Annotated in this window: 16 protein-coding genes; 11 read left to right on the top strand and 5 right to left on the bottom strand. The window is 68.1% G+C overall.

What is annotated here, in order from left to right:
• Positions 1-142 precede the first annotated feature (142 nt).
• Positions 143-895, bottom strand: coding sequence for a Crp/Fnr family transcriptional regulator (locus tag H4P35_RS23710; protein ID WP_223573155.1), 753 nt, complete (start codon positions 893-895; stop codon positions 143-145).
• 147 nt (positions 896-1,042) lie between these two features.
• On the opposite strand from H4P35_RS23710, the gene H4P35_RS23705 reads away from it, so the two are divergent.
• The 6 genes from H4P35_RS23705 (at position 1,043) to H4P35_RS27200 (ending at position 13,922) form a co-directional block, all read left to right on the top strand.
• Positions 1,043-2,260 carry an ABC transporter substrate-binding protein gene (locus H4P35_RS23705; protein ID WP_226849532.1) on the top strand — a complete coding sequence of 406 codons (1,218 nt, stop codon included), beginning with the start codon at positions 1,043-1,045 and terminating at the stop codon, positions 2,258-2,260.
• 9 nt (positions 2,261-2,269) lie between these two features.
• Positions 2,270-3,184 carry a 3-keto-5-aminohexanoate cleavage protein gene (locus H4P35_RS23700; protein ID WP_180097672.1) on the top strand — a complete coding sequence of 305 codons (915 nt, stop codon included), beginning with the start codon at positions 2,270-2,272 and terminating at the stop codon, positions 3,182-3,184.
• Between the two features lie 134 nt (positions 3,185-3,318).
• Complete coding sequence (locus H4P35_RS23695) at positions 3,319-3,882, top strand: sigma-70 family RNA polymerase sigma factor (protein WP_226847210.1); 564 nt, start codon at positions 3,319-3,321, stop codon at positions 3,880-3,882.
• Positions 3,879-4,871, top strand: coding sequence for a FecR domain-containing protein (locus H4P35_RS23690; RefSeq protein WP_226847209.1), 993 nt, complete (start codon positions 3,879-3,881; stop codon positions 4,869-4,871). Before H4P35_RS23695 ends, H4P35_RS23690 begins: the two co-directional genes overlap by 4 nt.
• Before the next feature lie 141 nt (positions 4,872-5,012).
• A complete protein-coding gene (locus H4P35_RS23685) occupies positions 5,013-7,481 on the top strand; it encodes a TonB-dependent receptor (protein WP_226847208.1) in 2,469 nt (822 codons plus the stop codon).
• A 276-nt stretch (positions 7,482-7,757) separates the two neighbouring features.
• Complete coding sequence (locus tag H4P35_RS27200; RefSeq protein WP_255616215.1) at positions 7,758-13,922, top strand: autotransporter outer membrane beta-barrel domain-containing protein; 6,165 nt, start codon at positions 7,758-7,760, stop codon at positions 13,920-13,922.
• 22 nt (positions 13,923-13,944) lie between these two features.
• On the opposite strand, the gene H4P35_RS23675 is transcribed toward H4P35_RS27200, so the two are convergent.
• Entirely contained in the window at positions 13,945-14,625 is a 681-nt protein-coding gene (locus tag H4P35_RS23675; RefSeq protein WP_180097680.1) for a LytTR family DNA-binding domain-containing protein, read from the bottom strand.
• Between the two features lie 77 nt (positions 14,626-14,702).
• Here H4P35_RS23675 and H4P35_RS23670 point away from each other — a divergent pair, with 77 nt between their 5' ends.
• Positions 14,703-15,779 carry a sensor histidine kinase gene (locus H4P35_RS23670; RefSeq protein WP_180097682.1) on the top strand — a complete coding sequence of 359 codons (1,077 nt, stop codon included), beginning with the start codon at positions 14,703-14,705 and terminating at the stop codon, positions 15,777-15,779.
• A gap of 3 nt (positions 15,780-15,782) precedes the next feature.
• Here the strand turns inward: H4P35_RS23670 and H4P35_RS23665 are convergent, their stop codons facing one another.
• On the bottom strand, positions 15,783-16,481 hold the full coding sequence (locus tag H4P35_RS23665) for a response regulator transcription factor (RefSeq protein ID WP_226847207.1): 699 nt from the start codon (positions 16,479-16,481) through the stop codon (positions 15,783-15,785).
• Positions 16,482-16,559: 78 nt separating this feature from the next.
• Between H4P35_RS23665 and H4P35_RS23660 the strand changes: the two genes are divergently transcribed.
• The 3 genes from H4P35_RS23660 to H4P35_RS23650 all read left to right on the top strand — a co-directional run bounded on the left by H4P35_RS23660 (position 16,560) and on the right by H4P35_RS23650 (position 23,089).
• Positions 16,560-18,599 carry a sensor histidine kinase gene (locus H4P35_RS23660; RefSeq protein WP_226847206.1) on the top strand — a complete coding sequence of 680 codons (2,040 nt, stop codon included), beginning with the start codon at positions 16,560-16,562 and terminating at the stop codon, positions 18,597-18,599.
• Between the two features lie 241 nt (positions 18,600-18,840).
• The gene (locus tag H4P35_RS23655) at positions 18,841-21,399 is read left to right on the top strand and encodes an autotransporter outer membrane beta-barrel domain-containing protein (protein ID WP_226847205.1); all 2,559 of its coding nucleotides are present in this window, start codon (positions 18,841-18,843) and stop codon (positions 21,397-21,399) included.
• A gap of 175 nt (positions 21,400-21,574) precedes the next feature.
• A complete protein-coding gene (locus H4P35_RS23650) occupies positions 21,575-23,089 on the top strand; it encodes an argininosuccinate lyase (RefSeq protein ID WP_226847204.1) in 1,515 nt (504 codons plus the stop codon).
• Between the two features lie 45 nt (positions 23,090-23,134).
• Here the strand turns inward: H4P35_RS23650 and H4P35_RS23645 are convergent, their stop codons facing one another.
• The gene (locus H4P35_RS23645; protein WP_226847203.1) at positions 23,135-24,037 is read right to left on the bottom strand and encodes a LysR family transcriptional regulator; all 903 of its coding nucleotides are present in this window, start codon (positions 24,035-24,037) and stop codon (positions 23,135-23,137) included.
• Positions 24,038-24,181: 144 nt separating this feature from the next.
• Between H4P35_RS23645 and H4P35_RS23640 the strand changes: the two genes are divergently transcribed.
• A complete protein-coding gene (locus tag H4P35_RS23640; protein ID WP_226847202.1) occupies positions 24,182-25,594 on the top strand; it encodes an MFS transporter in 1,413 nt (470 codons plus the stop codon).
• A 41-nt stretch (positions 25,595-25,635) separates the two neighbouring features.
• Here the strand turns inward: H4P35_RS23640 and H4P35_RS23635 are convergent, their stop codons facing one another.
• The gene (locus H4P35_RS23635) at positions 25,636-26,601 is read right to left on the bottom strand and encodes a tripartite tricarboxylate transporter substrate binding protein (RefSeq protein WP_152382672.1); all 966 of its coding nucleotides are present in this window, start codon (positions 26,599-26,601) and stop codon (positions 25,636-25,638) included.
• Between the last annotated feature and the right edge of the window lie 12 nt (positions 26,602-26,613).

Here is a 26,613-nt window from a genome sequence, read left to right as displayed (position 1 = left end):
CTGGGGTTGTCTCATAGCCGATGATAATTTTTATCGGACCGGGCGATTACCCCATCGATCTGCAGAACTGTTCTGCGAAGCCAGCAATATTGCGGCTTGCGGCGGCATCGTCTTCTTGCGGCGGCGGCGCGCGTGACCGGCATTATGCCGGATCGCGGCTGATCTTTGCGCACCGGTACAGCGCCTCCTTGTCCAGCACCGTCAATCCGCCGTAATGCGTTTGCAGGACACCCTCGCGCGCCAGCCGGGTCAGCGCGGCGTTGCAGCGTTGGCGCGAGACGCCGCACAGGCCGGCGATTTCTTCCTGCGAGATCCGCAGCCGGCCCTGCGTTCCCGAATGGACCTCGGCGTCCAGCTGCGCGGCGACGGCGCGCGCGACGGTGGTGTCGACGTCGAGCAGCACGTTGCCCGTGTAGCAGCCCATCAGCCAGTTGACCCGCTGCGCCAGGTGCGTCATCAGCGCCTTGGTGAATTCGATGTTGTTGTTCCAGAGGCGTTCGCAGGTGTCGCGCGGCAGGATCACGATACGGCTGGGCCGCAGGGCAACGACTTCGTATTCGAAGCGCTCGCGGCGGATCATGGTGGCTTCGCCGAACCAGCTGCCCGTGCTGAAGCCGGCCAGCGACAGCGTGCGGCCGTCGGTGCCGGGTGACGACCACTTCACCAGCCCTTCGACCACGCCATACCAGCCGGGCGACCGCGATCCCGCGCGAAACAGGTATTCGCCGGCCGCCAGGGACACCGTGCGCAGTTCGGCGCGCACCACGTCGCGCTCGAGTTCCGGCAGGCCCTTGTACCAGGGCACCACGTCGAGCATCTTGTCGACCGCGCTGCGCGCCGGCCGGCGGCTTGCGTTCGACACGTCGTTGCCCGCCAGGGCAGGCGGTTCGCGCATGGTCGTTCCCTGTCTGGAGGTGGGATGCGGCCCAGGTAAACCCTAGGATTCTTTGTCAACGTGATGACTGTCCGCAAGGGCAGCCGGACCGCAGAATGTTTGACGCCTACGGGCCAAAAACCATAAGAGGAGACCGGTATGTTGTCAATGCCACGCCTGCTGTCCGCCACCGCCATCGCCGGCGCCCTGTCCGCCACGCTGCTGCCCGCCACGGCCGCGCAGGCGCAAATGTCGGACGACGTGATCCGCATCGGATTCATTACCGACATGTCCGGCGTCTACTCGGGCCCTGACGGCCCCGGCGGCGCGGAAGCCATCAAGATGGCGATCGAGGAGATGGGCGGCCAGATCGACGGCAAGAAGATCGAATTGTTGACGGCAGACCACCAGAACAAGGCCGACGTGGCCTCGGCCAAGGCGCGCGAATGGTTCGACCAGCGCGGTCTGGACATGCTGATCGGCGGCACCAATTCCAGCACGGCGCTGGCCATGTCCAAGGTGGCGGCCGACAAGAAGAAACCCATCATCGTGGTGGGCGCCGGCGCGCCCGCGCTGACGAACGAGCAGTGCACACCCTACACGCTGAACTACGCGTACGACACTGTCGCGCAGGCGCGCGGTACGGGCGCGGCGGTGGTCAAGACGGGCGGCAAGCGCTGGTACTTTCTGACGGCCGACTACGCCTTCGGACACGCGCTGCAGGCCGACACCACCAAGGTCGTCGAGGCGGGCGGCGGCAAGGTCGTGGGCAGTGTGAAGCATCCGCTGGCCGCCAGCGATTTTTCGTCGTTCCTTTTGCAGGCGCAAAGCAGCAAGGCTGAGATTCTGGCGCTGGCCAATGCCGGCGCGGACGCGACCAATTCGATCAAGGCCGCGAACGAGTTCGGCATCACCAAGACCATGAAGCTGGCGGGCATGATCATGTTCATCAACGATATCCACGCCATGGGCCTGCCGGCCGCGCAGGGCATGTATCTGACCGACAGCTGGTACTGGAACGCGTCGGACGAAACGCGCGCCTGGGCTCGCAAGTTCTTCGAGCGCCGCCAGGCCATGCCGTCGTCCTTGCAGGCGGCCGACTATTCGGCGGCGTTGCAGTACCTGCGCGCGGTCAAGGCAAGCGGCACGGACGACGCGGACAAGGTGCTGGCTTACCTGCGCGAAAACAAGCTGAACGACATCTACATCAAGGACGGGGTCGTGCGTCCCGATGGCCGCGTCGTGCACGACATGTACCTGCTGCAGGTCAAGCGCCCGGACCAGTCGAAAGCGCCTTGGGATTACTTCACGGTGGTGCAGGCCATCGACGGCAACGAGGCCTTCACGAAACAGTCAGAAAGCCGCTGCGCGCTGTGGAAATCCTAGGAGAACAGCATGGCCAAACGCAAAGTGATCGTGACCATCGCCCCGACGGGGGGCATGGCCTTGAAGAGCCAGAATCCGCACCTGCCGACGCAGCCCGCGGAGATCGCGGAGGATGTCTATCGCTGCTACAACGCCGGGGCAAGCGTCGTGGCGCTGCATGCGCGGCGCGCGGATGACCTGGCGACGTGCGATGCCGGCGTGTACCGGAAGATGAACCAGCTTATCCGGGAGCGGTGCGACATCGTCCTGAACAACTCCACCGGCGGCGGCGTGCACGGCGACATGGTGGCCGAGACGTCGCCCGGCACGTGGGAGATCCTGTGGGAGGAGCGGTTGAAGGGCATGGATGCGGGCGCCGAGATGTGCACGCTGGACGCCACCACGCTGAACCTGGCGTTCGGGGACCGCGAATACCTGATGAACACGCCGCTCAGCAAGGGGCGCGAGCTGGCGGCCGGCATGAAGGCGCGCGGCATCAAGCCCGAGTGGGAGGTGTTCAGCCCCACGCATATCCTGCAGGACGTGACCACGCTCATCAACGAAGACCTGGACGAAGGCCCGCACTTCATCAACCTGGTCATGAATGTGCATCGCAACTTCCAGAACGCCATGCCGTTTTCGCCGCGGCATCTGCAGATGATGGTGGACCTGCTGCCCAAGAACAGCGTCTTCTGCGTAAGCGGTATCGGGCCGTCGCAACTGGAGGCCAACATCAGCGCGCTGCTGCTGGGCGGCCACGCGCGCGTCGGGCTGGAAGACAACCTGTACTACCGGCACGGCGAGCTGGCCACCAATGTGCAGCTGACCGAGCGCATCGTGCGCATCATCCGCGACATGGACATGGAGCCCGCCACGCCCGCCGAGGCGCGCGAAATCATGGGGCTGCCACTGAAAAGCGGCATCCGCCCGGAGTTCGCGCTTTGACGCAACCGTCAGGCGGTGCGGCGCAGGGCCGCGGACCCGTTGCCAAATCCCGCCGCCCCGGTCCATAATCTGCGCTTTGTTAACTGATAACCGTTCGCATTATTGTCAATGCGAAGGGTGTCGCGGGCGGGATCGTGAGCGGATCGGAAGGGGCATCCCAGGACTTCGAAAGCCTGTACGGCAATCATCACGGCTGGCTGCTGGCCTGGGTGAACTGGCGCCTGGGCAATGCGGCCGATGCCGCCGACCTGGCGCACGACGCGTTCGTGCGCCTTTTGACGCGCCCGTGCAAGTTCGACAACGCCCGGCATGCCAGGACCTATCTGCGCCGGATGGCCAACGGCATGTGCATCGACCTGTGGCGCCGCCGCGACCTGGAGCAAGCCTGGCTGGACGCACTGGCGGCGCAGCCGGAACCCACGGTGTCTTCGGCCGAAGACCAGGCCATGGTGCTGCAGGCGCTAGGCGAGATCGACGCCATGTTGCGCGGACTGCCGCCCAAGACTGCCCACGCCTTCGTGATGGCGGTGGCGTGCGAGATGACCGACCAGGAAGTGGCCGACGTGCTGGGCGTGTCCTCGCGCATGGTCCGCAAGTATGTCGCGCAGGCCATGCTGAACTGCATGAAACTGGAAGCGCGGCTGGCGGCGGGGATGGCGGGCGAGCCGGCGGGCACGCCGCAGGTGGCGGCCCCATGACCGCCGCGCAAGCGCGCGAGCCCTCCCATCGCGCGATGGAGCAGGCCGCCGAATGGTATGCGCTGCTGCGGTCGGGCGATGCGTCTGCCGCCGAACGCCAGCAATGGCAGCAATGGATCGACCGCGCGGCAGAACACCGTGAAGCCTGGGGTTACGTCGAACGCATCGGCCGCCGCTTTTCGCCCCTGCAATCCAGTCCGGACCGGGATGCCGCGGTGACGGCCTTCGGGCAAGCCGCGGCGGCCCGTCCGCGCGCGCGCCGGCAACTGCTGTTGGGAATGGCGGGCGCGCTGGGCATGGCGGGGCTGGGATGGACGGCGTGGCGGCAGACGCCGCTGCCGCTTGTCGCCTCGACCTGGGGCGCGGACCATCGGGCGGGACTGGGCGAAACCCGGCAGATCGCCCTTGAGGACGGCACCCAGGTCTGGTTGAAGGCGCTCAGTGCATTCGATGCCGACTATGGCGCCACGCTGCGCCGGTTGCAGCTGGTCGCCGGCGAACTGTTGATCGATACCGCCAAGGATCCCCTGCGTCCCTTTGTGGTCGACACCGCCCAGGGGCGGCTGCAGGCGCTGGGCACGCGTTTCACGGTGCGCGGCGAGGACGATGGCGTGGTGGTCGCCGTGCATGAAGGGGCCGTCCGGATCGACACGGCGGCCAGCCGCGCCAGCGGCATCGTGGCGGCGGGGCAGCAGGCAAGATTCACCGCGAACGCGCTGGACGCGTTCGTGACCGCGGATCCGGCGCGCGAGGCCTGGGCGCGGGGCGTGCTGGTGGCCGACGACACGCCGCTGGCCGACGTGGTGGCCGAATTGCGCCGGTATCACTTCGGCCACCTGGCCGTGGCGCCTGACGTTGCCGGCCTGCACGTCTTTGGCAGCTATCCCATCCGCGAAACGGATCGCGCGCTGAACATGCTGGCCTCGGTGCTGCCCGTCCAGGTGCGCCGCACGATGCCCTGGTGGATCAGCCTCGAAGCGCGGGCCTGAAAAAAAGATCCGCGAAACGGTTCCGGGTTTTGCCGGCTCGTTCGAATAAGGAGAGTAAGAGACGCTCGCGCCCTGCCATCCGCGGGGCCGGCGCGCCGCTCTGACTTCCCGAACCCTACGCACGAGAGCACTGGTCCCGTCATGTTCCACCGTCATTCCTGCCCCGCCGCGGCCTTCCCCGTGACCCGCGCGCGCGCCCTGGCCCGCCGCCGCGGGCGAATCCCGTCCTGGGGCTTGCCGCTGGCCCTGGCGATGGCCATGGCCGCCGTCTGGGGCCCGCCCGCCCACGCGCAGGCGGCGCCCGCCGCGGCAGGCGTGGCCGATCTCTTCACCTTCGACATTGCGCCCGCGCCGCTGAACCAGGTGCTGACGCGGCTGGCGAATGAATCCGGCATTCTGTTGGCCGCCCAGCCGTCGCTGGTGGCCGACCGCCAGAGCAACGGCGTGCGGGGCCGCTACACCAGCCACGAGGCCCTGGACCGGGCGCTGGCCGGGACGGGACTGCGCGCCACGCGCGAGGCGCCGAACCAGTACCGGCTGAGCCTCTTGCCCACCGCGCAGGCCACGACGCTGGAACCGGTGACCGTGACGGCCTCAAGCCTGTACAGCGGCCTGCCGCCCGTCTACGCCGGCGGCCAGGTGGCGCGGGGCGGGCGCCTGGGCCTCTTGGGCGACCGCGACGACATGAGCACGCCGTTCAGCGCAACGCAGTACACCGCCAAGCTGATCGAGGACCAGCAGGCGCAGAACATCGGCGACGTGCTGGTCAACGACCCGACCGTTCGCAATACGTATTCGCGCGGCGCGGGACGCGACGAGTTCAACATCCGCGGCTTCACGCTGTTCAACTACGACGTGTCGTTCAACGGCTTGTACGGCGTGTCGCCGCGCAATTCGAGCTCGCTGATCGGCGTGGAGCGGGTGGAAGTGCTGCGCGGCCCCAACGCGCTGCTGAACGGCATGGCGCCGTATGGGTCGGTGGGCGGTTCCATCAACCTCGTGCCCAAGCGCGCCGGCGCCGATCCGCTGAACCGCTTTACCGTGTCCTACATCAGCGACAGCCAGTTCGGCGCGCACGCCGACCTGTCGCGCCGCTATGGCGAGAGCCAGGAGTGGGGCGTGCGCCTGAACGTGGCGGGCAGCGGCGGCGACCTGCCGATGGACGGGTCCAAGGAAGACCTGGGCGCGGTGGCGCTGGGCCTGGACTACCAGGGCGAGCGCCTGCGCCTGGAAGGCGACATCAACTACCAGAACCGTACCACCGATGCGCGCAGCGGCCTCCTGTTCCCGCCGCCTTCGGGCGTCGATATCGGCCGGGCGCCGGACGCGCGCCGCAATTTCTTTCCGTCGTGGACCTACTGGAAAACCAAGGAATGGTCGGGCGCGCTGCGCGCCGAGTACGACGTCTCGCCCGATTGGACCGTCTATGGCGCGGTGGGCGCGCGCAAGCATGATTTTGAAAGTATGCAGACCAGCTGGCTCATGCTGAACGAAGCGGGCGACATCGGCGCGGTGCCGGCCCGCCTGAACGAGTCGCTGATCAGCAAGACGGGCGAGGTCGGCGTGCGCGGCCGCGTGCAGACCGGCCCGCTCAAGCACGAGCCGGCGCTGAGCGCCAGCGTGCTGGACATCGACTATTCGGCGGCGCGGATCCGGTCCAGCACGGTGTTCTCCAACATCTACAACCCCGTGGACCTTGCCAAACCGAACATCGCGCGTCCGTCGGATCTGCCTCGTGTCAGCGATTCGCGGCTGTACAGCATTGCGCTGGCCGATACGATTTCCCTGGCCGACGACCGCGTGCAGTTCATCGCGGGCGTGCGGCACCAGCGCGTGGAGTCCACCAACTTTGACGCGATGAGCGGCCGCCAGACGTCGAACTACAACGAGTCCGCCGTCACGCCGGCGTTTGCGCTGACCGTCAAGCCCACCGAGCGCCTGTCGCTGTACGGCAACTATATCGAAGGGCTGAGCCAGGGCGGGACCGCGCCCCAAGGGGCCGTCAACGCCGGCGAAGTGTTTGCGCCGGAAATCTCCAAGCAGTTCGAAGTGGGCGCCAAGTACGACTTCGGCCAGTTCGAAACCACCCTCAGCGCGTTCCAGATCGAGCGCCCCAGCAGCTACCTGGATCCGGCTTCCCTGCGCTACGTGTCCGACGGCAAGCAGCGCAATCGCGGCCTGGAATTCCTGGTGCAGGGCGAGCCGGCCCGCGGCGTGCGGCTGCTGGGCGGCGTGGCCTACACGGATGCGCGCCTGACGCGCACGGAAGGCGGCGTGAACGACGGCAACCGCGCGCCCGCCGTGCCGCGCCTGCAGTTCAACGCGTCGGCCGAATGGGACACGCCGTTCGTGCCGGGCCTCACGCTGACGGCGCGGATGCTGCGCACCAGCTCGCAGATCGTCGACGTCGCCAACACGCAGGAGATCCCGGGCTGGACGCGTTTCGACGTGGGCGCGCGTTATGCCTTCAACGCCAACGGCAAGCCCGTGGTCATCCGCGCGATGGTCGAGAACGTGCTGAACAAGAACTACTGGCAGTCGGCGGCGCGCGAGGGCCTGACGGTCGGCGCGCCGCTGACGGTGCTGTTGTCCGTCAGCACGGAATTCTGAGGCGCGCGGGCTGGCCGGCGTCAAATCGAGCGCGCGTCGTTCGCAGCGGAGTCCCTTGCTTGGGTCCCGTTGCGGCGGCGCGAAGGGTGAAGGCGAGATGTCTGGTTACTTGCTTCGCTCACGCAACTGAAACATTTATTCTCGTCATAAGGGTCGTCGTCCGCTTTGCCGACCTAAAACGACGTTTCGTCGAAAAAAGGCGGCCTTTCATCTGCATCCGGATAAAAATCGACACGTCTTCGATGCGGCCCGCGGGCTGCCTGCCAAGGATGAGAGATGAGCACGCCGATCACCAAATCTCCCGCGCGCACGGGTGTTGCGATCCTGTTGGGCCAGGCGGGGCTGCTGCTGGGCCAGCCCGCGTTTGCCGACGTCAGCTGCCCGCAGCCCACATCGTCGACAACACCCACGACCTGCACCGTCGGCGCCGCAGACAGCGGTAGTCTGACCATCGACTACACGGCCGCTCCGGGCGTCGGCAGCGGCAACGGCGGCTATGGCGGCAATTACATCGTGGTCAACAACGGCTACCTCGGCCCCACGCCCCAGCAGGCGCCCCTCTTTGTCCGTCTGAAAGGCGGCACCGGTTCACCGGATGGCGACAACACGGGCACGCTCGGCGGGTGGGGCGGCCTGATCACCCTCACCAACAACGCATCGGTCGACGCCAATGGCTCGCCGGTGGAGAGCGCGCAAGACACCACGCCCGGCATCTGGAACGACGCCAGCGCGCAATTCGGCATCTACGGCGCCTCCGTGGGCGGCACGGGCGGCACGCCGCCGGACACGGTTGTGGGCGGGGGCAACGGCGGCGCCGGCGGCAACGGATCGGCGGTCAGCATCACCAACAATGGGCAGGTGACGGTGCAGAATCTGCCTTTTGGCGGTGTGGGCATCTACGGGGCCAGCATCGGCGGCGCGGGTGGTAATCAGATGAGCGATGCCGGCAGCGACCAGGTCGGCGGCAACGGGGGCAACAGCGACGTCGTCAACATCGTCAACCACGGTTCGGTCACGGTGTCCTCCGCCAATGCGGGCCGCTACGCGTGGGGCATTGGCGCGGAATCGATCGGCGGCGCGGGAGGCGACGACAACGGCTGGGGCGGCACGGGGGGCGGGGCCGATCCCGGTGGCGTCACGCAGATCGCGAATTTCGGGAAAGTGCAGGTCCAGGTCGAGACGCCGGGCGGAGCAACCAGCAATCTGCTGACCGGCGGTGTGCGCGGACTGTACGCCATAAGCCAGGGCAATGCCGGGTTCGCCTCCAACGACGGCACCGACAAGGGCGGCGCGGGCGGCGGTTTCGGCATTGTGGGCGCGGTGAACTTCGGACAAGTATCCGTGACCAGCAATGCCGTGCAGGCGCCGACCTCGCTGTCGTCGTTGTCCGGCGGCGTCGTGGTGGTCGGACTGGGCGGCGATGGCGGCGGCGGCCCGAACACCGTGTTCGAGACCGGCAACGAGATCGGGGGCGTGGGTGGCACGAGCACCGGGCTGGTCACCGCCGTCCTGAACGACGGCTCGTCGCTTTCCACCAGCGGCGATTACCTGCCGGGCGTCAGCGTGATCAGCCAGGGCGGCAACGGCGGTGTCGGCGTCGGCGGCAGCAATGGTGGCAATGGCGGCAATGGCGGCACCGCGCAGGTCACGCTGAACGGCAGCGCCAGTGTGTCCACGTCGGGGCTGCAGTCGCATGGCGTCGTGGTGCGCAGCAGTGGCGGGGCGGGTGGCGGCCTGCACCAGAGCAGCGGGCTGGTCGATTTCCAGGGTGAAAACGCGGGCGTGGGCGGCGCGGGCGGGCGAGTCATCATCGACGCCGGTGATGCGCAGGAGAGCGTTGCCGGCGGCATGATCCGGACGCAGGGCGACTATTCAATCGGCATGCTGGCCCAATCGATGGGGGGCATCGGCGGCGCCACGTCGGGCAACTTCGAAATGTTCGGCAACGCGGGCGCAGATGCCGGCAACGGCGGAGCGAGCGGTTCTGTCCAGATCGACAGCTTGGCAACCATCTCGACATTCGGCACGTCGTCACACGGCATCGTCGCGCAGGCCATCGGCGGGGGCGGCGGTACGGCGGGACCCAGCGCGGGTCTCGTCGCGTTGGGCGGGGGCGGCGGCTCCGCGGTGGACGGGGGCTCGGTCAGCGTCAGCCAGAACGGCATCGTCAGCGCCAGCGGCTCGGCTGCCATCGGCATCCTCGCCCAGTCCATCGGCGGCGGCGGCGGAGACGGCGGGGCGGCCAACGGCGTGGCGGTCATCGGCGGGACGGCCGGGGGTGGGGGCGCGGGCGGGTATGCGATCGCCAGCCTGGAGGGCTTCTCGGTCCAGACCAGCGGCGACCATGGCTACGGCATCGTGGCCCAGTCCATCGGCGGCGGCGGCGGCACGGGCGGGGCGGCGTCGGCCTACGATACGGGGCCGGGGTTTTCCATGGCGGTCGCGGTCGGCGGCACGGGCGGCGGCGGCGGTTTGGGCGGGACGGCCACGGTCAACGTGTCCAACGCCACAGTCGCGACAGGGTCGAGCGACGCGCACGGCGTGATCGTGCAGTCCATCGGTGGGGGCGGCGGGGCCGGCGGCGCGTCGGTGGCGCAGGCCATGACGATCGCCGTGCCCAATCCGCAAGCTTCGTTTGGCGTGGCGGTCAGTTTTGCGATGGGCGGCGCCGGCGGCAACGGCGGTGTCGGCTCGACGGCCGCAGCGACGCTGGGCAATGCGGTCATCAACACGCAGGGCGCGAACGCACAGGGTGTGATCGTGCAGTCCATCGGCGGGGGCGGCGGTGTCGGCGGAAGCGCGTCGGCCACGTCGACGGTGATCGGCACCGGCGAATCGGTCGGCGGATCGCTGCAGTCTGCCCTGGGGGGAAGCGGCGGCGGCGGCAATGCGGGTGGCGCGGCATCGCTCTCCATGCAGGCAAGCCGCATCGCGACGACAGGCGATTCCGCGAACGCGATCCTGGTCCAGAGCGTGGGAGGCGGCGGCGGCGCGGGGGGCGTGGGCTCGGCGACGGGGCGCAGCGCCAACACCGATGCCAACGTGTCGCTGTCGATCGCATTGGGCGGTGTCGGCGGGTCGGGTGGCGACGGGGGCGTGGCCAGCCTCTCCGTCGACGCGGCCAGTTCGATCAACTCTCAAGGCGACGGTGCGCGCGGCGCACTGGTGCAGTCCATCGGGGGCGGGGGCGGCGCTTCGCAGGGCGGCCAGGTCGGCCTGCAGGTGCAGGCGTCGGAAGAGGACAGCAGCACGGATGTCGGCGGTTCGGTCGAGGTGGGACGCGGCGGTGGCGCAGGCGGCAACGGCGGGTTGATTACCCTGAACAGCGACGGCATCGTCGTCACCCGGGGCGCCGACGCGGATGGCCTGCTCGCGCAGAGCATCGGCGGTTCGGGCGGCCTGGGCGGCGCGGTGGGCGGCGACAGCGGCACGTCATCGACGCTGGCGCCCGTGGACGATGCGGGCACGACGTACCGGTTCGACGTCTATGTGGGCGGCAGCGGCGGGGCGGGCGGCGCGGGCGGGGCCATCGGAAGCGCGCAGACGCCAGCCATCCTGGGCGCGTCCACGCAGACCTACGGCGACTACGCCGATGCCGTGGTGCTGCAATCCATTGGCGGGGGCGGCGGCGCGGGCGGCGCGTCCGCCGTGTCTTCAAGCGTGTCCACGTCCAACGTGACCCTGGCGGTCGGCGGGCGCGGCGGCAATGGTGGCGATGGCGGCGGCATTACCGCCTGGCTCAATGACAACGGCGGCAATAATTTCAACACCGCGGGCTACGGCGCAGCCGGCATCGTGCTTCAGTCGATCGGCGGTGGCGGCGGCACGGCGGGCTCCGGCTCGCCCGCCGCGCGTGGACAGATGACGCTGGGCGGCACGAACGGACGCGGCGGGGCCGTGACGGTGACGCGCGGCAGCTGGGCCAACATCGAGACGCGCGGCGACAGCGCGTACGGTCTGGTTGCGCAGTCGATCGGGGGCGGTGGCGGCATCGCGATGGCGGGCAGTACCAGCTCGGCGGCCCGGGCCGGCAGCCAGCAATTTGACCTGACCGCGGGCAACACCTCGGGCGTCGGCGACGGTGGTCTGGTTTACGTGTCCACCGGCATGGATCTGAACACTCATGGCGACCGGGCGATCGGGGTCGTGGCGCAGTCCATCGGCGCGGGCGGGGGCATCGCCACCGCGCAGGGGGCGAGCGCCAGCGGCACGATTGCGCTGGGCAGCCTGCGCGGCGCCGGCTACGCCGATGACGGCCAGCAAGTGGTGCTGGACCTGAGCGGCAGCCTGACGACCCGTGGCGCGGGCGCGCACGGGATCGTCGCGCAGTCGATCGGTGGCGGGGGCGGCATCGTGGGCGACGTGTCCCAACCCATCCAGTTCAATCCCGCGGGCTTCGCGCGGCCATCGATCCCGAACACGGCCGAGTCGGGCAACGGCCATGCGGTCGGCGTGTCGTTCAACGGCAATCTGCTTGTCACCGGCGCCAATGCGCATGGCATCGTGGCGCAGTCCATTGGCGGGGGCGGCGGATTGGCGGGCGGCGCGCAGGGCGGCTTCGCGGGGTCCACGCTGGTGGGCGGCAACGCCAGCGTGGTCTCGGTCACGCAGTGGGGCACGCTGCAAGCGTCCGGCGCGGGCGCGGCCGGCATATTTGCGCAGAGCGACGCAGCCGTCTATCCGGGGACCTCCGATGTCGTGGTCAACGGCGACGTGCAAGGCGGCTCGGGCACGGGGAGTGGCGTGTGGATCAGTTCGGGCATCCTGAACCACCTGACGGTGAACGCGGGCGGTTCGATCAGCGCGCTGTCGGGAGTTGCCGTTCGTTATGACGGCCGGGATTACACGACCGCGGGTTCCATCCTGGACATCAACAATTACGGCACGCTGTCCGGCAACATCCAGTGCAAGAGCGCGAACCTGGCGCCGGCCTGCTCGCTTCACAATCAAACGGGAGCGCTGGCTACCGATGCCACCGCCTACGACGCCCAAGTGCGCAACGACGGGCGCATCGTGATCGGACGGCCGGGCCAGTTTCAGACCCTGACAGTCAGCGGCAGCCTGACCCAATCGGCTAGCGGCGTGTTGCGCGCTGACGTCGACTTTGACGCGTTGAAGTCCTCGCACATGGTCGTGCAAGGCGACGCCGATCTGGCCGGCGGCATCGACGTGCTGCCGCAAGCGTTGCTGCCCGGCCGGGAGCTGACCGTGCTGACCGTGCAGGGCGACACGCAGGGCGCCGTATCGGCGGTGGACAGCCCGGTGTTCGACTACGAGACCCGCCAAGCGGGGCCGCAGACCCGCATCCGCGTCGCGTCGGCGGACTTCGACGCGGCTGCTATGGGCCTGAAATCGAACCAGCGCGAGGTGGCTGGCAATCTGCGGCGCATCTGGGACGCCGGGGGCAATGCCGCGCTGGCGCCGCTCTTCGCGCAACTGGATCTGGCTTCGCGCCAAAGCCCGGACGCGTATCGCGACAGCGTTTCCAGCCTGTCACCCGGCGTGACGCTGGCGCCCGCGGCGCAGTCCGCCGCGAACCTGGGCCAGTTCACGAGCGCGATGATGTCCTGCCCCGCGTTCACCGGCGCCGATGCGCTGACCGGTGAACAGGATTGCGCCTGGGGGCAGGTCAGCGGCCGCGCCACCAATCAGGACGGCAGCCGCGGCACGTCGGGGTTCGATTACGACACGGTGACCTATCAGATCGGCGGCCAACGCCAGGTCAGCCCGGGCTGGTTCGTCGGCGGATCCTTCGCCTACGAGAACAGCCGCGTGCGCGCCGGGGATGGCAGCGTCAGCGGCAACGGCGACAGTGGCTATGCGGGCGTGGTGGTCAAGCGAGAAACCGGGGCCTGGGTGTTGTCGGCGGCCTTGGGCGGCGGCTATGGCGGCTACCGCATGGATCGCAACATCGGCATCGCGGGTTACCAGGACACCCTGTCCAGCCGGCCCGATGTCTACGGAATCCACGCACGGCTGCGCGCCGCGCGGACGTTCGCGACCCAGCGCATGTACGTCAAGCCGTACGTCGACCTGGACTTCAGCTACACCCGCATGCCGGGCTATACCGAATCCGGCGACAACGCGCTTGCGCTGTCGGTGGACGGCAGCGACAAGTTCATCATGGGCGTGTCGCCGATGATCGAGGTCGGCGGCCGCGCCGAACTGGACAACGGCGCGACGCTGCGGCCCTTTGTCTATGCGGGGGCATCGATCCTGTCGCAGGATGACTGGACCGCCAGCGCACGATTGCGTGGCGCACCGGCCGGCATGGGGGCGTTCGACACCACGCTGCCCATCGACGACGTCGTGGGGCGGGTCGGGGCGGGCATCCAGGTCATCAAGGCGGGCGCCGTGGACTTCCGGCTGCAATACGACGGCCAGTTCTCGCAGCACGTGCGCAGCAACAGTGCGGCGCTGAAGGTGTCGATGCCGTTCTGACCACCGCGGGGCGCGGGCGCGGTCAGGCCAGCGCCCGGCGCAGGCGTAGCGATGCGACACGGCCCAGCGCGATGGGTTCGACGCCGTTGTTCAAGTGCACTTCGGTCTGCGCGCCGGTCCGCTGCTCAAGATGCGACACATGTTCGAGATTGATGATGACGGAGCGGGACACCGCGAAGAACGGCGGAAAGGGCAGTTGCTCCTTCAGGCGCTTGAGCGTGATGTGGATCAGCTCGTTGCCGTGAACGCCGCTGCAGAGCCGCACGTAATCGCCCTGCGCCTGCGCCAACGTCAGGTCCTGCACCTTGATGAGCCGCGTGCCCGTGCGGGTCCGCATGGCGAGGTGGCCCTTGGCGCGGGGGCGCAGACGCGCCAGCGTCTGCGTCAGGCGTTCCGGCGACACGGGCTTGAGCAGATAGTCCACCGCCTCGACGTCAAAGGCGCGCGCGGCGTAGCCGTCATGCGCCGTCACGAACACCACGGATGCGGCGTTGTCCTGGCCTTCCAGAAGATCGAAGCCGGTGCCGCTGGCCAGTTCGATATCCAGAAAGAGCGCGTCGGGGCTGTGCTCGCTGATCAACCTGCGCGCCAGGTCGAGCGAGTCCGCCTCGCCCGCGACGTGCACGGCGGGGGCGGCTTCGAGCAGCCGGCGCAGATAGCGCCGCGCCGGGGCTTCATCGTCGATGATCAGCACACGGAGCATGGTTTTCTCGGGCAGCAGGGTAGGGGGAGTGTATTCTTTTCGGTCCAATCCGCGGGTATAAATCAGGCGGCGCATCCATGACGACGACAACGATCGGACGGGAACTGAGCCAGGGAGAGTCCGCGCCGGGTTTCTGGCGCGCCCAGGTGGTGGGGTGGATCTTCCTGGCCATCGTCGGGTACTTCATTCGTCTCGCTGTCTTCGGCAATGCGGTCGCGGCGTTCTGGTTGACGGTCGCTTTGGAACCGCTTGCATTCGGCCTGACCAGCGTGGCGGCGCTTTGGCACGGTCGCTTGCTGGCCCGGCCCCGGCAACCCGTCCTGGTGCTGGCGTGCGCCGTGGTGCTGTGTTTGGCGGCGTCCGGCCTGCTGGCGTCGATTGCCTATGCCATCAATCATCTGTTTCTTGCAGGCATCCGCGACATTCCCGGCAACCAGTACTGGCTGGGGTTCATCTACTACATGGGCATCCTGTCCATCTGGACGCTGATCTACTTCGGCGTGTCCGCGGAATTGGCCGCGCGCACCGAACGCATGCAGAAGATGAAGGCCGAGACCCGGTCGCTGAAGCTGGAACTGGAACACTTGCAATTGCAGGTCGAGCCGCACTTTCTCTTCAACTCGCTCAACACCATCGTCGCGGAAATTGCCGAGCGGCCCGCGGTGGCCGAGGAGATGACGCGGCGGCTGGCCGAGTACCTGCGCTATTCACTTGACCGGCGCGGACGCGGCCTGTGCCGGCTGGAAGAAGACATCGAGGCCGCGCAGGCCTACATTCGCATCCAGGCGCTGCGCTTCGAACGAAAGCTGGAATGCCGCTGCCAGATCGACCCGGCCACGCTGAAGATCCCCATCCCGCACATGACACTGCAAGGACTTGCCGAAAACGCCATCAAGCACGGCATGCGCGGCGATCATGACCGCTTCACGATCTACATCCGCACGCGCCTGCAGGCAGATGCGCTCGTCATCGAGGTCAATAATCCGGGGGAATTGCAAGCGCCCTTCGACCGCGTGGAAAGCAATGGCGGACTGGGCAACCTGTGCCGGCGGCTAGCGCTGCGGTATCCCGGCCGGTATGAGTTCTCGCTCGACCAGCGTGGCGACCACACCGTCGCGCAGATTCGCGTCAGGGGCGAACCCGTACCGCTGTAGGCATCAGCCCTTGACCTGCGCTGACTGATAAAAGCAGTAGCCGCTGCTGCGCAGCGTCTTGACCGGCAGCGTCTGCCCGCTCAGGGCTTCGACGCGGCGGCGCAACCGGCGCATTTGCGTGTCCAGCCGGCGTTGGTCGTATTCCAGATAGTCGGCGCCCAGCGCCTCGATGATCTGGCGGCGGCTGATGTTTTCGCCGGGTTGGCTCATGAGGACATGCAGCACGGTCAGGTCCTGCTGCGACAGCGGCATGGCCTCGGCGCCGGGGATGTGCAGGCGACGCGGGCCGATTTCCAGCAGCCAGCTGGGAAGCGGCTGATCCTGGCCCGGCTGGGGCAGTCCCAGGCGGCGCACCAGCGCGGCGAGGGTGGCGGCCAGTTCGTCCAGGTCGCAGCCCTTGCCCAGGTAGTGATCGGCGCCCATGCCCAGCCCGGAAATCCGGTCGCGACCGGTCTGGCGCGCGCTGAAAACCACGATGCCGACCTGCTGGCCTTGCTGGCGCAGCCGCTGGATCAGGTCCAGGCCGCAACCGTCCGGCAGGCCGATGTCGATGACGGCAAGATGGTGGCGGCCGGGATCGAAGCGCTGGTCGAATTCCTGCAGGCTGGACACGCACGAGGGCGCGTATCCCAACTCTTCGAGGAACTCGCCGAGCTCCTGGCGCAGCACGGGTTCGTCTTCGAGCAGGATCACGTCGGGCATGGCGCGCCCGCGGAATGCAGCGTGAAGGGCTGGTGTAATCTGCCGGGTTGCACGGGAATGCTGCGTAAATTGCGATTGATGAAACGGGAATGTTACTCCAGGGCCACGCTGTGGCTGGCGCTGCTGGCCTGCCTCTTCGCGGGTCTTGTGGCCGCGGCCGGGCCGGCGCGCGCCGAGCCGCTGCGCCTGGATGGCCAGGAGCGCGTGCAGGATGCAAGCGGCCATCTTGAGCGGCTGATCGATCCCGATGGCGGGCTTGATGTCGCGCACGCGGCCGCCGCGGACGGCTGGACGGCGCTGCCGGGCAGCCTGAGCGCGGGGTTCACGCCCGCGACGATCTGGCTGCGCCTGCCCGTGCAGGTGGACAAGGTCATGCACGGCGGCTGGATGCTGCGCCTGAGCAATTCGCTGCTGGACGACGTGCGCATCTATGTGGGCCACGCCGGCGGCTGGACGATGCTGGGGCGCAGCGGCGAGGATCTGGCGCGGCGCAAGTGGCCGGTGGACTATCGCAGCCCCGTGATCCAGTTCAATCCGTCGAAACCCGGCGCCTACGTCATCCTGGTGCGGCTTCAAAGCAAGAACGCGCTGGCGACGCGGCTCGAAGTCTGGCAGCGGCTGGCGTTCGACAACCAGTCGCGGCGAGAAGGCTTGCTGTTCGGGCTGTACTTCGGCTTTTACCTGCTCCTGATCTGCGCGCACGCCGCGTTCTGGCTGGTGACGCGCGCGCCCATGAGCGGCCTGTTCCTGGCCTACATCGGCAATTGCGTCTTCAACGAGGTGCTGTCGCTGGGGTTGGTGCAGCAGTTGACGGGCTTGCCCGTGGCCTGGAGCGACCGCCTGCTTGGCGTGGGCATTGCCGTCAGCCTGCCGGTGGCGCTGCGCGTCGCGTTCCGCCAGTTGAATCTGGAAGCGCTATATCCGCGAGCCGTGCGCGGCCTGTACTGGCTGTTCTGGGGCATTGCCGCCGTGTGCTCGGCGCTGATCGTGACGGGGCATTATGGCGCCGGCATGCTGCCTATCCAGACGCTGGGGCTGCTGGTGATCATCGCGTTCATCGTCCTGGGCGCGTACCTGCTCAAGCGGGGCTGGCGGCCGGCGCGCTTTTTCGCGTTGGCGTTTGGCGTGTTCTACGTGGGCGTGCTGATCGCCTTCCTGCGCAACCTGGGGGTGTTCCCGGTCAACGCCTTCACCGAGTACGTGTCCACGCTGGGCACGATGCTGCACATGCTGCTGCTCAGCCTGTTCATCGTGGGACGCTACGAGCGCCGGCGCCGCGTCCGGGAATTGCAGCAGGCCAATCTGGCGGCCGATCTGGCGCGCCAGCACAGTCATTGGCTGGAGCGCGAAGTGGCCCTGCGCACGGCAGAAATGCAGGGCGAGATCGAACGCCGGGTCGCGCTGGAAGGCGAACTGCGCACCTCGCTGGAAAAGGAACGGCAGATGTTCACCGAGCAGCGCGAATTCGTGGCGATGGTGTCGCACGAGTTCCGCACCCCGCTGGCGATCATCACGACGTCGGCCCAGCAATTGGGCCGCAACCTTGCCGCGCCGCTGGAAAAAAGCCTGGCGCGCTGCGCCAACATTCGCGATGCGGCCATGCGCCTGTTGGCGCTGGTGGACGAATACCTGACCGATGACCGCATGCGCGAGCCGCGCGCCGAACTGCGCTTGACCCGGTGCGACCTGCCCGCGCTGCTGCAGGATCTGGCAGGCGAGTATCCGCCGGGCAGGGTGCAGTGCGCCTACGAAACGCAGACCCGGACGCTCGACTGCGACGCGGGCCTGCTGCGGATCGCGCTGCGCAACCTGCTGGCCAATGCCGACCGGCATTGCGCCGAGGGCGGGACGGTCAGCGTGTCGGTGCGCGAGGACGGGGACCAGCTGCGCATTGCGGTTTCCAATCCCGGCAGCGCCATTCCGGCCGGAGAGCAAGAACGGCTGTTCCAGAAATACTATCGGGGGCAGAATGCCACCCGGCATCCCGGGGCGGGGCTGGGGCTCTATCTGGTCAGTTCCATTGCAGCCCGGCTGGGTGGGTCGGTGGCACTGGAAGCGGCCGGGGGCGTCGAGCCCGTGCGCTTTTGCATTACGTTGCCTCTCCCGCGAGCCGACTGAAGGCGGCACCGCTGCGGCTATTGCGAAGTGCGCGGCAATTGTTGCGTAAATGCATCCATTCCGCGCCAGCCTTCGTGCGCCGCCCACGGTTCAAATGGGGGAAAAGCGCCGTCTTTTGGGCCTATTTGCGCCTATTCCATGGGAAACGGCTGCAGCTATTACAAGTTGCTCAGATTCGCTCAGATTCCGTTTTGCAATGATCGGTACATTTCAGACACGAAATTTACATGGTCACTACAAAATGTCTCGCCGCTTTCCGCTTACTCGCCTCGCCGCTTTGCTTAGCCTGAGCCTGCCGTTTTCCGCCCCGTCGGCGCTTGCACAGCCCACCGACTACATCCTCCATGCGGGTAATGCGCCCACCGTTGTCAACGTTGGGGATTACACCTCGATCAGCCTGGTCGGCGGCACGATCGTGGACGGCGACGTCGTGAACGATGGCTTGATGTGGCCGATGCGCTTCAGCCCCAATGGCGGCATCAAGGTGCAGGGATCGACCGTCAACGGCTCGATCATCAACCAGGCCGCCCGGCAACTGACCAGCAATCGCGCCGGCATCAGCATCTCGGCCGGCGCCATGGTCAAGGGCGACATCATCAACGAATATCGGATTTCGGGCGAGTACAGTTCGGGCGTCGGTATCGAAGTGATCACCTCGGGCACGGTCCTGGGCAAGATCATCAACAACGGAAGCATCGACGCGGGCATCGTTGTCTCGGACGGCACGGTCGCCGGCGGCATCGTCAACAACGGCGTCATCAATGCCAAGATGGATGGCATTGCACTTGACGTCGCCGGCGCCACCGCGCCCATGACGATCGTCAACGGCGGCACGATCGCCGGCGACGTGATGCTTGGCACGTCCACCCTGGACATCACCGGCGGCACCATTACGGGCGGCGTCGTGGGCCCCGACGCCATCATGAACATCAATGGCGACTTCGGGGCAACCTCCAAGATCAGCGTCGGCCAGATCAACGTCGCGCCGGCCGCGACGCTGACGCTGAACGGCAACACCATGAAGGGCCTGGTGAACGTGAAGGGCACGCTGGCGGGTTCCGGCGAAGTCGGCCCGACGACCTTGGAGTCGGGTTCGACCCTGTCGCCCAACGCCGCGGCGCAGTCGAACCACATCTTCATGATGTCGATGTCGCCGGTCGTCGTCACCCCGCCGTCGCCGATCGGCACCATCACGGTGAATGGCGACCTGACCTTCAAGCCGGGCTCGACCTATCGCGTCGACGCCACCGCCGAGGGCAAGAGCGACCGCGTCAAGGTCACCGGCACGGCCAATCTGGCGGGCTCCGTGGTGCACGTGGGTTCGGGCGGCACGTACGCCGAATCGACGGCCTACACCATCCTGTCGGCCAACACCCTGAACGGCCACTTCGACAGCGCGACCAGCGACATGGCCTTCCTGCAACCGTCGCTCAGCCATCAAGGCAACCAGGTCGTGCTGACGCTCGACAAGAAGCAAGTGCCGACCGACCCGGATCCCAAGCCGACCGAGCCGACTCCCACGCCGACCGAACCGGCGCCCACGCCGACCGAGCCGACTCCCACGCCGACCGAACCGGCCCCCACGCCGACCGAGCCGGCTCCCACGCCGACCCAACCGGCCCCCACGCCCATCGGCAACGGCGGCACCCGCCCGATCGAATTCGCCGACCTGGCCGTGACCGGCAACCAGCGTGCGGCCGCGAACGCGTTGCAAAGCCTGCCCACGACCAGCTCGCTGTACACGCGGGTCCTGAACCTGCCCAACGGCGCCCCGGCCGGCGTGTTTGCCGACCTGTCCGGCGAATCGTTCGGCAGCAGCGTGTCGGCGATGCAGAACGTCAGCAACAACGTCGCCAGCCTGCCCACGGCACAGCTGCGCGCCAACATGAATGCCGGTTTCGTGGCCGGCCCCCCCACGGCGCAGGTCGGCCGTGGCGATGCCTCCATGCTGCCGCGCTCGAACGCGCAGCCGCTGTGGGCGCAGGCCTTCGGCAACTGGCGCACGATGGACGGCAACGGCGACGTCGCCAAGTCCCGTGAACGCGACGTCGGCATCTTCGTCGGTGGCGATCATGGCGTGGGCAACGGCTGGCGTCTGGGTGGCGCGTTCGGTTACACCGATAGCCGCATCACGGTGGACGACCGCTCGGCCAAGTCCGACGTGAACAGCTACAGCGCGATCCTATACGGCGGCAAGTCGTTCGAAGCCGGCTCGGGCAAGATCAACTTCACGGCTGGCGTGGCCTACACGTGGCACGACATCGACAGCAAGCGCAACATCAACGCGGCGGGCCAGTACCAGGAGCTGAAGGCCGACTACAGCGCCAGCACGGGCCAGGTCTTCACCGACGTGGGCTACGCCATCCCGCTGAACGACCGCGTCACGCTTGAGCCGTTCTTTGGCGCGGACTTCAGCGACCTGCGCACCCGCGGCTTCTCGGAATCGGGCGGTGACGCCGCGCTGAGCGGCAAGCGCAGCACGAACAACGTGGGCACCACCACGCTGGGCCTGCGCGCACAGACGACGTTCGACGTGAAGGACAACGCGGGCCGCCTGCGCGGCATGCTGGGCTGGCGCCATGCTTACGGCGACCTCAACCCGGAAGCCACGATGTCGTTCGACGGCAGCCAGCCGTTCACCGTCGCGGGCAACCCGCTGGCGCGTGACGCGGCGGTCATGGAAGTGGGCGTGGATCTGGCGATGAGCAAGAACGCCACGCTGGGTCTGGCGTACTCGGGCCAGTTCGGCGACGGCAACCGCCAGAACACCGGCACGGTCAACGTGAGCTGGCGCTTCTAAGGCGATTCGATTCTGATCGGATGCGAAGGCCGGCCTCTTGGAGGCCGGCCTTTTTTCGTGCGGGGCCCGTCTTCGCCCAGCAAGGTGTCAGGCGCCCGCGCCTCGGTGCAATACCGGGTGTCCGGCGGCATCGCGCTTCGATACACTGTCTGGCCACCCCTATAACGAGAACGCCATGAGACAGATGCTTCCGACCCTGGGCGCCGCCCTGGTGCTATCGCTGGCCGCGAACGCCGCCGCCGCGCAGCAAAATCCGCCCCGCGACCCCTTCTTCTGGTTGGGAGAAATCAACAAGGCCACCGCGGTGATCAATACCGACGAAGGCCTGCTCGACAAGTCCATGGCGCCGCGGATTGCCGCCGGCGTGGCCAGGGTCATCAGCGACGGCAATCAGCCCGGTGCGAAGCGGCCCGCCACGGTCATCACCTTCGAGCCTCTGCTGATCAAGGCCGCGGGCGAGGATGTGACCCTGCTGCACGCGGGCCGTTCCAGCCAGGACATGCACGCCACCTATCGCAGCGCGATCCTGCGCGACAAGCTGCTGGAACTGGCCGACCAGTTGAACGCGACGTCGACCACGCTGGTCGAGCTGGCCGCCAAGCATGCGGGCACCATCGTTCCCAACTACACCAATGGCGTGGCCGCGCAGCCCAACAGTTACGGACACTACCTGCTGGGTCAGGCGGCAGGCCTGGCGCGCGATGCGCAGCGCATCCGCGAGGCCTACGTGCGCATCGACCGCTCGCCCATGGGCACAACCGTGCTGAACGGCACGAGCTGGCCGCTGGACCGCAAGCGCATGGCGCAATACCTGGGCTTCGAGGCGCTGGTCGACAACGCCTACGACGCCTCGCAGATCTCGTCCATGGACCAGCCGGTCGAGGTCGCGTCCATCGTCACCAGCATCGCGCTGCGTACCGGCAATTTCGTCGAAGACGTGATGACGCAGTATGCGCAGTCGCGTCCGTGGATCCTGCTGCAGGAAGGCGGCGGCAATACCTACGTGTCCAGCGCCATGCCGCAAAAGCGCAATCCGGGCCTGCTCAACGACACGCGCAGCGACGCCTCCACCGCGGTGACGCTGGCGATGGGACCCGTGCTGCAGACGCACAACATCACGCCGGGCATGAGCGATCCCAAGGACGTGAAGCAGAATTCCGCGATGGTCGACAGCGCGATCTCTGCGCTCAAGCGCTGGGACCGCGTGCTCAAGGCGATGGTCATCAGCCCGGACCGCGCGCTGGAAGAGCTGAACAGCGACTGGACGGCCTCGCAGGAACTGGCGGACGTGCTGATGCACAAATACAAGCTGCCATTCCGCGCGGGCCATCATTTTGCGTCCGAGGTGGTGTCGTACGCCAAGGCCAACAACATCAAGCCGCTGGATTTTCCGTACGAACAGGCGCGCCGCATCTATGCGGACGCCATGAAGGATTCCAAGTACGGCACGGACCTGCCGATGAGCGAAGCCGAGTTCCGCGCGACGCTGGATCCCGTGGCCATCGTGAAGAACCGCGCCACCAGCGGCGGCCCGCAGCCCAAGGAGATGGACCGCATGATCCAGGAGGCGCGCGAGCAGTTGGCTTCGCAGGACAAGTGGATCAAGGCGCGCCGCGCGCACATCCGCGATTCGCTGGCGGAACTGGACAAGCAGTTCGACGCGCTGGTGGCCAGCGCACCGAAGCCGTAGCGGCGGGTGAAACGCGCCTGGGGCCGTCACCCTAGGCGGCTCCACCTAGGCGGCCCCGTCTCCCCCGCAGGCCTGCAGCACGCAGCCGCGCAGCCAGCGATGGGCGGCATCCCCGTCCATCCTGGGGTGCCACAACATCGACACCGTGAAGGGCGTCATCGAGAAGGGCAACGCAAAGCTGCGCATGCCCGCGCGTAGCGCGGCAGTGTGCCTGTCCGGCACCGTGGCGATCAGATCGGTGTCGCGCACTAGCGCAAGCGCCGTGGAAAAACCGCTGGCAATCGTGGCGACCTGCCGCGCGCGGCCGGCTTGCGAAAGCGCCTCGTCGATCGGGCCGGATTCGCGCCCGCGGCGCGACACCAGAATGTGGCGGGCGTTCACGTAGCGCGTCAGCGTGACGTTGCCGCGGGCCAGCGGATGGCCCGCGCGCATGACCCCGATAAAACGATCCTGGAAAAGCGCGCGCGTGCGCAACTCGGGACTGGCTGACTGGCCCACCACGCCGGTCTCCAGGTCCACGGCGCCGTCGCGCAGCGGCGCGCTGTCCTTGTCCAGTTTCTGCAGGAAGCGCAGCCGCACGCCCGGCGCTTGCGTGTCGATGCGGGCCAATAGGCGCGCGCCGAAGTTCTCCACGAAGCCGTCGGTGACGCGCAGGGTGAAGGTGCGCACAAGGGCCGCGGGATCCAGCGTTTCGGTGGGGCGCAGCACGGCCTGCGCGTCCCGGACGAGCCCGCCGACCTGCTCGCGCAGCGCCAGCGCACGGGGCGTGGGCACCAATCCGCGCCCGGCGCGCACCAGCAGCGGATCGCCCGTGACGTCGCGCAGCCGCGCCAGCGCGCGGCTCATGGCGGAGGGACTCAGGCGCAACCGGCGGGCGGCGCCGGCCACGCTGCCTTCCGCGAGCAGCGCGTCCAGGGTGATGAGAAGGTTCAGGTCGGGCGTGGACATGCGGCAAACGTAGCACGCCGGCGGCCGGCGCGCTGACATTTGGCATGGCGCCGCGTGCAGGTATTAGCTGCAAATGCTGCGCCTTCCGCCAGGTGATATTGCGGCCTACGCTGGTGTCCTGTCTCTTTCATTCAGGACGCCATCATGCCGATTTCCGATCCCTCGCCATCCCAGCCCCGTCTGGCGCTACTGGGCTGCCTGTCGCTGGCGATGCTGCTGTCTTCGCTGGGCACCAGCATCGCCAATGTCGGCCTGCCGGTATTCACGCAGGCATTCGGCGCGCCCTTCCAGTCGGTGCAGTGGGTCGTGCTGGCTTATCTGCTGGCCATCACGATTGCGGTCGTCAGCGCCGGGCGGCTGGGCGACCTGATCGGCCGGCGGCGACTGATGCTGGCCGGGCTGGCGTGGTTTACCGCCGCGTCGGTGTTGTGCGGGGTGGCGCCCGGCCTGTGGACGCTGGTGGCCGCGCGCGCCGCGCAGGGCATGGGCGCGGCCGTGTTGATGACGCTCGCCATGGCCTTTGCGGGCGAGGCGGCGCCGAAGGGGCGGGCCGGCAGCGCCATGGGTCTGCTGGGCACGATGTCGGCGGCCGGCACCGCGCTCGGGCCGACGCTGGGCGGCGCCCTGATCGCCGGGGTGGGTTGGCGGGCGATCTTCCTGGTGAATCTGCCGCTGGGGCTGCTGGCGTTCTGGCTGGCCTGGCGGCACCTGCCTCGCGATGCGCAGCGTGCCGCGCATCAACCGGTTCGCTTCGACTGGCCGGGCAGCGTGCTGCTGGCGCTGACGCTGGCCGCCTATGCGCTGTCCATGACGCTTGGGCGTGGCAGTTTTGGGGGGCTCAATGTCATTCTGCTGACTGCGGCGGCGGGCGGCGCAGGCCTGTTCATGTGGGCGCAGGCGCGAACGGCGCAGCCGCTGGTGCGGCCGGCCATGATCGGCAACCCATTGCTGGCGGGCGGCTTTGCGGCCAATGCGCTGGTCGCCACGGTGATGATGGCGACCTTGGTGGTGGGGCCGTTCTATCTGTCGGGAGCATTGGGGTTGAGCGCCGTGCAGGTCGGGCTGGCGATGTCCTGCGGTCCGCTGGTGGCGGCGCTGGCCGGCGTGCCGGCGGGCCGCTGCGTGGATCGCTTCGGCAGCCGGCCGATGACGTTGCTTTCGCTGGGCGCGGTGGGCGGCGCCTGCGCCGCGCTGCCGGCCGCCGCGCTGGCATTCGGCGTGACGGGTTACGTCGCGGCGCTTGCCGCGATGACGGCGGGGTACGCGCTGTTCCAGGCAGCCAACAACACGGCGGTGATGGCGGCCGCAGGCGGCAGCGAGCGCGGCGCCGTGTCGGGCATGCTGAATCTTTCGCGCAACCTGGGCCTGATCACGGGCGCCTCGGCAATGGGCGCGGTGTTCGCCGCGGGCGCCGGGGCCGCGTCATTGGCCGATGCGCCGCCCGCCGCGCTGGCGGCCGGGCTGCGCGCGACGTTTGTCTTGGCCGCCGTGCTGTGCGGGCTGGCGATGGCCGCCGTCGCGGCAAGCAGCAAGCGGCTTGCCGCCGTCCAGCCGTAACGCAGTCCGGACAGGGCCGCCCGCCGCCGGCCGTCAGCGCATCATTCCGCCTTCAAGCCCGCCTGCACGATCAGCGGCTGCCACTTCAGCCGTTCGCTGCGGGCGAAGGCCGCCAGTTCGTCGGGCGTGCCGCCGCCCGGTTCGTGGCCCAGGTCCAGCAGCTTCTGCCGGACTTCCGGACGCGCCAGGATCTTGGTCAGGTCGTCGTTCAGCCGCTTCACGGCCGCGGGCGGCGTGCCCTTGGGCGCATACAGGCCGTTCCAGGCGATCACCTGAAAGCCGTCCAGCCCCTGCGCCGCCACGGAAGGCACGCCGGGCAGCAGGGCCGACTCCTTCAACGAGGTCACCGCCAGCGGACGCAACTTGCCGCTGGTGATGAACGAGCGCGCGGCGCTGACGGTGTCGATGCCGAGCTGCACCTGACCGCCCATCAGATCGGTGGTGGCGGTGGCCGAACCCTTGTAGGGAATGCCCCGGATGCTGTTGACGCCCTGCTGCTTGAGCAGTTCGTAGACGAGGCGCGCGGTGGTGCTGGGCATGCCCACGTTGACGCTGTCGGGCTTGGCCTTGGACGCGTTGCGCAGGTCGGCCAGGCTGGCGTAGGGCGAGGACGGCGTGGTCAGCAGCACCATGGGAAACGAGCTGACCAGCATGACCGGCGTGAAGTCTTTCTCCGGGTCAAAGTTAGTGGACGCGTACATGTACTGGTTCAGCACATGCGTGCCGTTGGTGCCCATCAGCAGCGTGTAGCCGTCCGGGGCGGCGCGCGCGACCTCGGAGGCGCCGATGTTGCCGCCAGCGCCCGGGCGGTTTTCCACGATGAACGGCTGGCCCAGGTCACGGGCCAGGTATTCGGCCAGGTAGCGGGCGGCGACGTCGGTGCCTTGGCCGGCCTGGTAGGGGACGATGATCTTGACGGGTTTGGAGGGATAGCTGTCGGCGGCCCAGGCAGGTTGCGCGAACAGCAGCGGCGCCGCGAGCGCGGCGATGAGGCGTATGGTCTTCATGGTGGTCTCCTC

It is taken from the genome of Achromobacter sp. 77 (assembly GCF_020541125.1).
GTDB classification, from domain to species: domain Bacteria; phylum Pseudomonadota; class Gammaproteobacteria; order Burkholderiales; family Burkholderiaceae_B; genus Achromobacter; species Achromobacter mucicolens.
The sequence above is the reverse complement of the archived record's forward strand: the minus strand, read 5'-3'. Positions and strand labels throughout refer to the sequence as shown.

Excerpts from the sequence above, each read along its gene's own strand:
- H4P35_RS23710 (WP_223573155.1), bottom strand. The coding sequence starts at position 895 with ATGCGCGAACCGCCTGCCCTGGCGGGCAACGACGTGTCGAACGCAAGC.
- H4P35_RS23705 (WP_226849532.1), top strand. The coding sequence starts at position 1,043 with ATGCCACGCCTGCTGTCCGCCACCGCCATCGCCGGCGCCCTGTCCGCC.
- H4P35_RS23700 (WP_180097672.1), top strand. The coding sequence starts at position 2,270 with ATGGCCAAACGCAAAGTGATCGTGACCATCGCCCCGACGGGGGGCATG.
- H4P35_RS23690 (WP_226847209.1), top strand. The coding sequence starts at position 3,879 with ATGACCGCCGCGCAAGCGCGCGAGCCCTCCCATCGCGCGATGGAGCAG.
- H4P35_RS23685 (WP_226847208.1), top strand. The coding sequence starts at position 5,013 with ATGTTCCACCGTCATTCCTGCCCCGCCGCGGCCTTCCCCGTGACCCGC.
- H4P35_RS27200 (WP_255616215.1), top strand. The coding sequence starts at position 7,758 with ATGAGCACGCCGATCACCAAATCTCCCGCGCGCACGGGTGTTGCGATC.
- H4P35_RS23675 (WP_180097680.1), bottom strand. The coding sequence starts at position 14,625 with ATGCTCCGTGTGCTGATCATCGACGATGAAGCCCCGGCGCGGCGCTAT.
- H4P35_RS23670 (WP_180097682.1), top strand. The coding sequence starts at position 14,703 with ATGACGACGACAACGATCGGACGGGAACTGAGCCAGGGAGAGTCCGCG.
- H4P35_RS23665 (WP_226847207.1), bottom strand. The coding sequence starts at position 16,481 with ATGCCCGACGTGATCCTGCTCGAAGACGAACCCGTGCTGCGCCAGGAG.
- H4P35_RS23660 (WP_226847206.1), top strand. The coding sequence starts at position 16,560 with ATGAAACGGGAATGTTACTCCAGGGCCACGCTGTGGCTGGCGCTGCTG.
- H4P35_RS23655 (WP_226847205.1), top strand. The coding sequence starts at position 18,841 with ATGTCTCGCCGCTTTCCGCTTACTCGCCTCGCCGCTTTGCTTAGCCTG.
- H4P35_RS23650 (WP_226847204.1), top strand. The coding sequence starts at position 21,575 with ATGAGACAGATGCTTCCGACCCTGGGCGCCGCCCTGGTGCTATCGCTG.
- H4P35_RS23645 (WP_226847203.1), bottom strand. The coding sequence starts at position 24,037 with ATGTCCACGCCCGACCTGAACCTTCTCATCACCCTGGACGCGCTGCTC.
- H4P35_RS23640 (WP_226847202.1), top strand. The coding sequence starts at position 24,182 with ATGCCGATTTCCGATCCCTCGCCATCCCAGCCCCGTCTGGCGCTACTG.
- H4P35_RS23635 (WP_152382672.1), bottom strand. The coding sequence starts at position 26,601 with ATGAAGACCATACGCCTCATCGCCGCGCTCGCGGCGCCGCTGCTGTTC.